The sequence below is a fragment of the Anaerotignum sp. genome, assembly GCF_051877975.1.
Classification (GTDB): domain Bacteria; phylum Bacillota; class Clostridia; order Lachnospirales; family Anaerotignaceae; genus Anaerotignum_A.
Genome location: NZ_JBJEJK010000004.1, coordinates 22,348 through 29,337 on the forward strand (window position 1 = coordinate 22,348; position 6,990 = coordinate 29,337).

Genomic DNA, 6,990 nt, shown 5'->3' on the forward strand with positions numbered 1-6,990 from the left:
AATTCCTGCCCTTTCTCTTGTTTATGGGTATGCAAAACTTTTGCTGCAGTTTTTATATTTCATTTTAGCTCATTCGCTCACTTTAATAAGTTTGGAAAGCCTTGCCATAAATTTCTTGGTCCCCTTGGCACCAAAAGAAACTTCCACCTCGAAATCTGCGCCGCCGTTATTGATGGAAACCACAGTGCCGATGCCATACTTGGGCGCACGCACCTTATCCCCCACGCCATAATCCAGCTTAAAATCTTTGGGGGCGGGCATTTCTTTTTTCATGCCGAATTTTGCCGTAGGGAGAACCACATTCTTTCTGCCCATGGGCGTATGCAGTTTGGACTGAGCCATCATATCATATCGCTTTGCCATTTCGGAAACCTGACGGGTAGGCAGATCCACCAAGTCCGCAGGAATTTCCTTCAGAAAACGGGAAGGCGGGTTATACTGAGTGATGCCATGCTGCATGCGGTTTTTCGCATGGGTCAGGAACAATTCTTCTTTGGCACGGGTGATACCCACATAGCAAAGGCGGCGTTCCTCCTCGATTTCCTTTTCTCCGCCATACATCACCGCACGATAACCGGGGAAAATCCCCTCTTCCATGCCGATGATAAAAACATAAGGAAATTCCAGCCCCTTAGCGCTGTGGAGCGTCATCAGAGCAACAGCTTCTTCGCCTTCTTCATAGCTGTCGATATCTGCCACCAAAGCGACCTCTTCCAGAAAACCTTCCAGATTGCCTTCGGGGTTAGCTTTATCATATTCCGCTGCTTTATTCACAAATTCATCAATATTCTGGATACGGTTCAGGGCTTCGTCTGTTCCCTCATCCATCAATATCTGCAGATACCCTGTGCGTTTTACCACTGCATCCAGCAATTCCGCCACGGAAAGGCCTTCGGCATCTTCCCGCAGATGTTCAAACAATTCATAGAAATCCTTAAATTTTGCCACTCTTGTTTTCAGAGAAGTGATCTCATCCAAATGCCCCAAGGCGCCATAGAGAGAGAGCCCGTTCTCATCGGCAAATGCAGCCAGCTTATCCAAAGAAGTTTCGCCGATCCCCCGCTTGGGTACATTGATGATACGGCGCAGGGCGATGGTATCCGCAGGGTTTGCCAGCACCTTCAGATAGGAAAGGATATCACGGATTTCCTTTCTTTCATAGAAGCGCACGCCGCCAAAAAGACGATAGGGAATGCCCTTACGCACCATCATATCCTCCACAGCACGGGACTGGGCATTGGTACGATAGAGAACAGCCATCTGATTTCTGGTCTTTCCCGCCTTTTCCAGCTCCTGAATCTTTTCTGCCACAAAACGGCATTCGTCATATTCATTATCTGCTTTATAGATATGCAGGATGCTGCCGCTGTCATTTTCTGTCCAGAGGGTCTTGTCTTTTCTGGTCTGGTTATGATGGATCACAGCATTGGCTGCTTCCAAAATCTTCTTTGTGGAACGATAATTCTGTTCCAGCTTAATGACCACCGTATTAGGGAAATCCTTTTCAAAATCCAGAATATTGCGGATATTTGCCCCACGCCAGCCATAAATGCTCTGGTCATCATCCCCTACGACACAAAGATTTTGATATTTCGCCGCCAGCATCGCCACCAACTCATACTGGCTGGTATTGGTATCCTGATATTCATCCACCATGATGTAACGGAATCTTTCCTGATATTTTTCCAGAACTTCCGGGAACTGACGGAACAGCAGTACAGTTTTATAGATCAGATCATCGAAATCCAAGGCATTGTTTTCCTTCAGCATTTTCTGATAGGTCTGATACACTTTTGCTATACGCACTGCTTTCAGGTCGTTTTTGTCAACCTTCTGGCTGTATTCCTCCCAGCTTGTCATTTCTTCCTTTAAATGGCTGATAATAGCCAGAGCACCCTTTACAGAAAAGGATTTATCCGTAGTGCTCATATTCAATCTTTTGAAGGCTTCCCGCATGATCTTTTCCTGATCGTCGGCATCATAGATAGAAAACTGATTTTCATAATCCAAATGGTGGATTTCTCTGCGGAGGATACGCACACAGGTGGAGTGGAAGGTGCTGATCCACATATCCCTTGCACCATCGCCCACCAGTTTCTCCACACGTTCCTTCATTTCCTTCGCAGCCTTATTGGTAAAGGTGATGGCAAGGATATTCCATGGTTTCACCCCTGTTTCCAGCAGATGGGCGATACGCACCGTCAGCGCCCCTGTCTTACCGCTGCCTGCCCCCGCCAGAATCAGCACAGGGCCTTCTGTCTGTAAAACCGCTTTTTTCTGCATATCATTGAGTTGTTCAAATCCAATCATGGTCTTAACTCCTATTCTTCTCGTTTTCCTTTCAACAGCATAAGAAAGGCTGATTTGGCGAAATCATTTCATCAAACCAGCCCTTATAATCTCTTTCAAAAATCTAACAAAAAGATTATTCCTTCGCTTCTTTTTCCTTTTTTGCTTTCACACGCTCGATTGCCAGCTTGTAGCCATCTGTACCATAATGCAGACAACGGTTAACACGGCTGATGGTCGCTGTGGATGCGCCTGTTTTTTCCGCAATCTCCACATAAGTGCGTTTTGCATCCAGCATTGCCGCCACTTCCATTCTCTGAGCTATGGCCTGAATCTCATTGACAGTACAAAGGTCTTCAAAGAGCTGATAGCACTCATCAACAGTTTCCATACTCAGGATGCACTCGAACAGTTTATCGGTCAATTCGGTTTTGATCTTTTTATTCATCTGGGAACGCCACCTTCTCCTTAAAATTCTCGTCTTATATTAACATACTAAAGTGTTAAAGTAAAGGCTTTTTCACGTTCTTTTCCCGAAACTTCTTGTCCTTATCTTTTTCTTTTCAGGCTGGCAAGAAATTTTTCAGGGTCTGTATTCAAAATTAGTTCTTCTGGAAAATCTACCTCCTGCAGCAGCGTTTCTGCAAAAGAAAAATCCCCGATACCAGTATAAAAATGGGCATCGCTGCCCAACACCACAGGCTGCCCCGCTTCCATGCTCATCAGAAGAATCTCTTTGATATTCTCTCTGCTGCCATCGCGGAACCCTCCGGGAGTCAGAGAAGCATTATTGACCTCCAAAATCGTACCCGTTTCCTGCGCCTGGCGAAACACCTCACGATAATCTACATCATAGCGGGGATCACCGGGATGGCCAATGATATCCACATATGGATTTTCCATAACCTTCAAAAAGGCTCTGGTATTTTCCGCCCTGCTGCCCGGTTTGATACAGGGCATATGCAAGCTGGCAATCACCAGATCCAAACGGGAAAGAACTGCCTCATCCATATCTATCCTGCCATCAAAATCAAGGATATTCAATTCGATCCCCTTAAGCAGACGTACCCCATGGAGTTCCTGCGGCAATACATGGAGATTGGCAAAATAGGCATGGCTGGTAGTGTCTTTCATTGCAGGGGCATGGTCTGTCAAAGCCACCAATTCCAGCCCCTTTTCCGCTGCCCATCTCAAATTTTCATCCACTGTGCTGTAAGCATGCCCGCTGGCAACAGAGTGGGTATGGGTATCCATCAATCGTTTCATTACATATACCTTCCTTATGGAAATAACATCATTTGTTAAATTTAAGTATATCACTGTTTTCTCCGAAATACAAGCTGAAGGGTTTGGGAAAGAGAAGCGAAGGACAAAGATCACACCATAGACAGCCTGCCAAAAGCAGCTTCCCCCCAATTCTCTGCATGATAAGGCACCTTTTCCAAATCCCGATTTCAAGTTGCGCGCCGGCACGGCTGTCACCCATTTGGTCTTGTCACATACTATATAAAAGAACAACAAACAACTTAAAGGAGGCTGTCTTATGGGAGCTTTTGAATTCGACTGCAACGCAGATCTGAGTGCAAGAAACTGCTGCTTCTGCGGCAGCAACAACTGCAGCAACAATGACAACGACAACAGAGAGCGAGGAGAAGAAACCTGTATCATCGCCCAGAAAATCTTCGACCAGTGCCGCATCCAGAAATGCCTGAACAGCGACATCCTGGGCCCTGCCCGGGCAGCAAAAGGCGGCAACCCCAGCTGCAATGATATGCTGTGCGAAGGAGATATCATCATTCCGCCCTGCAACGCAGCTGATGTTACCATCCGGGATCTGGAATTGGAACGTATTGAAATCTTACGAAAGAAACCCAACCCCCTGCAGAGAGGCTGCTGGGATGTGGAACTGAAATATGTATTCAACTATACACTGGAATTCAGGCGGGCCGATGGTTGTTTTATTGGCAGCATTGATGCTACAAACACACACCATCTGCGGGTAACCCTGTTTGGCTCCACCGAATCCAATGTAACCACTGTGACAGACCAGTTCCACAATGGCAATTCCAACGGCGGGCCTTTCGTTATCGCCGAAGGCAAGGCAGTGGCTCTGTCGGCAGAACTGCGGCATCCTTCCTGCAGCCCTTGCAGCTGCAGCTGCGGCTGTGATTCCTGCAGTTCCGGCCAAAACAACGGTGATGCCGCCCTGGGCGCACCTATCGCCGTCAATGTGGCTATTGGGCTGTTTACCATTGTTAAGCTGTTCCGTACAGTAAATATGGTAGTAAATTCTCTGGGCAGATGTGTACCGGAACGCTGCTCTTCCCTGGCAACCAACTGCGATCCTTGCGAAGGATTCGAAGATATCCGTTTCCCTCTGGATCTGTTCTCCCCCACAGCTGAGCCTCGTTCCTGCTGCGGCTTTGGCCCCATCTTTGGCTCTCCTGACTGTGAATTCCGAGACAGAGACTGCGACAGAGACTGTGACAGAAACAGAGACCGCGACAGAAACAGAGACCGTGACAGAGACTGTGACAGAGACAGAGACCGCGACAGAAACAGAGACCGTGACAGAGACTGTGACAGAGACAGAGACCGTGACAGAGACTGTGACAGAGACAGAGACCGTGATAGAGATTGTGACTGTGACAGAAACCGTGACAGAGACAGAAATAGAGACAATGACCGCTGCAACTGCAGATGATCCTTTAAAAACCGTTACCCTTCCATCCACCTGTAAAAATCCCCGGCCATGGCCGGGGATTCTTTTATATTTAATGAAAAAGCTTTCCTGAAACATCTTTAAAGAAAACATCTCTATAAAATAAAAAAACAGAATCAATCCCAAAATGATATGGATTCATCCTGTTTTTATATTTTCTTCTGGAGATATCCCTTGGGGCATTATCTCATTTTTACAGCAAAATTTTCCGTCATTTTATGATAGCAGTCTTCACAAAGGTCGAAACAATCCTGTCTGCCGTCCTGACTGGAAAAATATCCCCATGTTTTTTCCCCATGGAAATAATCTGCTGTATCCAAGGGGATCTCCCTGCCACAGCCATTGCAGATGACTTTACACAGAACTTTTTCTTCCCGCATTGCTGCATGATATTCTCTCATCTTTCTTCCCCTCACCTTTCTGTCTCTTTCTTTTGTTTACCGTTCATAGGATAGCATTCTTTTGTCGAAAAAGCAAAGGGGAATCAATGGCAAGGCTGGCAAAGACATACCGGCAGCCCCTGCAAAAGTATGAGAAACGGTTGTCTTTCCCGTGTCTGATATGATACAATCACAATGAGAAAGACAGAGGTGTTTAAAATATGGAAAAAATGAAAACGGCTTTGTCTCAGTGTCGTGTCTGCCCCAGAAATTGCGGCGTTGACCGCACCGCAGGCAAAACTGGCTGGTGCCATGCGCCCTATCTGCCAAAGGTGGCGTTGGTCAGCGCCCACCATTGGGAGGAACCGCCCATCAGCGGCACGAAAGGCTCCGGAACTGTATTTTTCAGCCATTGCAATCTAGGTTGTGTTTTCTGCCAGAATCACCAGATCAGTCAGGAAGGCTTCGGGCAGGAAATTACCATCGAACGATTAGCAGAAATTTTTCTGGAACAACAGGAGCGGGGGTTCCATAATATCAATCTGGTTTCGGCGGTGCAGTTTATCCCCCAGGTGTCAAAAGCATTGGAACTTGCAAAAAGCAGAGGTTTATCCATCCCCGTAGTCTATAATTCCAACGGTTATGAATCTTTGGAGGGGCTAAGGCTGCTGGAAGGACTGGTGGATGTTTATCTCCCCGATTTCAAATATTGGAACAATGATTTGGGGCAGGAATATTCCAAGGTACCGCATTACAGAGAAACCGCAGCGCAGGCGATTCTGGAAATGCGCCGACAGACTGGCAAAGATATCTTCAATGAGGAAGGCATTTTGCAAAAAGGTCTCATCCTTCGCCACCTGGTATTGCCCGGGCAATATCGGGACAGCTTTCAGGTGCTGGATTGGATTCGGGAAAATCTAGGGGAAAATACCTATGTTTCCCTCATGAGCCAATATACCCCCATGCACAGAGCTAAGGAATACAAAGCCCTTTCCCGCAGGCTGACCACCTTTGAATATGAAAAGGTCGTAGACCATTTCTTTGAAATCGGTCTGAAAAACGGATTTATGCAGAAACGTTCCTCGGCAACATCGGAATATACCCCCACCTTCAATTTGGCGGGTGTAACCAGTGCCGAGAGTTTTAATAAGAGAGAGGAGAATCACCAATGATTAAAAAAGAAAGAGTTGTAACAGTAGAAGGCCTGAGAGACGGTAAAGGCAGCGTAGAAATCCACCACATTCTGGAAGGCGCTGACCTAATGGGCCATGGCACCATGTTCGCCCGTGTTATCGTACATCCCCACAGCAGCATCGGCTGGCATCAGCATGTGGGCAACACAGAACCCTACTACATCCTGAAGGGCGTAGGCACCTTTGTAGATAACGATGGCACAAAAACAGATGTATATCCCGGCGATGTCTGCACCATCGAGGTTGGTCAGTGGCACTCCATGGAAAACAACACAGACGAAGATATGGAAATGATCGCCTTCATTATGAATGACGGCCTGAAATTCTGATAAACCAAAAAAGAGTCCTTTCGGACAATGTCATTAAGATAATAATGACGTAAAAATAAAAAACACATAGTAATCGC

At 46.6% G+C, this 6,990-nt stretch carries 7 protein-coding genes; 3 read left to right on the forward strand and 4 right to left on the reverse strand.

The genetic code is table 11. The features are described from left to right. Nucleotides 1-69 precede the first annotated feature (69 nt). The 3 genes from pcrA to ACI39P_RS00485 form a co-directional block, all read right to left on the reverse strand. Nucleotides 70-2,310: a DNA helicase PcrA gene (gene pcrA, locus ACI39P_RS00475; RefSeq protein WP_439718756.1), complete on the reverse strand. Its 2,241-nt coding sequence runs from the start codon at nucleotides 2,308-2,310 to the stop codon at nucleotides 70-72. Nucleotides 2,311-2,425: 115 nt separating this feature from the next. Next, nucleotides 2,426-2,737, reverse strand: a complete 312-nt coding sequence (locus tag ACI39P_RS00480) for a YerC/YecD family TrpR-related protein (RefSeq protein ID WP_439718757.1) — start codon at nucleotides 2,735-2,737, stop codon at nucleotides 2,426-2,428. Nucleotides 2,738-2,838: 101 nt separating this feature from the next. Continuing rightward, nucleotides 2,839-3,555: a phosphatase gene (locus ACI39P_RS00485; protein WP_439718758.1), complete on the reverse strand. Its 717-nt coding sequence runs from the start codon at nucleotides 3,553-3,555 to the stop codon at nucleotides 2,839-2,841. A 277-nt stretch (nucleotides 3,556-3,832) separates the two neighbouring features. Here ACI39P_RS00485 and ACI39P_RS00490 point away from each other — a divergent pair, with 277 nt between their 5' ends. Then, the gene (locus ACI39P_RS00490) at nucleotides 3,833-4,993 is read left to right on the forward strand and encodes a hypothetical protein (RefSeq protein WP_439718759.1); all 1,161 of its coding nucleotides are present in this window, start codon (nucleotides 3,833-3,835) and stop codon (nucleotides 4,991-4,993) included. A 200-nt stretch (nucleotides 4,994-5,193) separates the two neighbouring features. Here the strand turns inward: ACI39P_RS00490 and ACI39P_RS00495 are convergent, their stop codons facing one another. After that, nucleotides 5,194-5,412 (reverse strand): hypothetical protein, encoded by a 219-nt coding sequence (locus tag ACI39P_RS00495; protein WP_439718760.1) that lies wholly within the window; start codon nucleotides 5,410-5,412, stop codon nucleotides 5,194-5,196. 200 nt (nucleotides 5,413-5,612) lie between these two features. Here ACI39P_RS00495 and ACI39P_RS00500 point away from each other — a divergent pair, with 200 nt between their 5' ends. Both ACI39P_RS00500 and ACI39P_RS00505 read left to right on the forward strand, forming a co-directional pair. Beyond that, nucleotides 5,613-6,563 carry a radical SAM protein gene (locus tag ACI39P_RS00500; RefSeq protein ID WP_439718761.1) on the forward strand — a complete coding sequence of 317 codons (951 nt, stop codon included), beginning with the start codon at nucleotides 5,613-5,615 and terminating at the stop codon, nucleotides 6,561-6,563. Further along, nucleotides 6,560-6,913, forward strand: coding sequence for a cupin domain-containing protein (locus tag ACI39P_RS00505; protein ID WP_439718762.1), 354 nt, complete (start codon nucleotides 6,560-6,562; stop codon nucleotides 6,911-6,913). The genes ACI39P_RS00500 and ACI39P_RS00505 overlap by 4 nt, the downstream gene beginning before the upstream one ends. Nucleotides 6,914-6,990 lie beyond the last annotated feature (77 nt).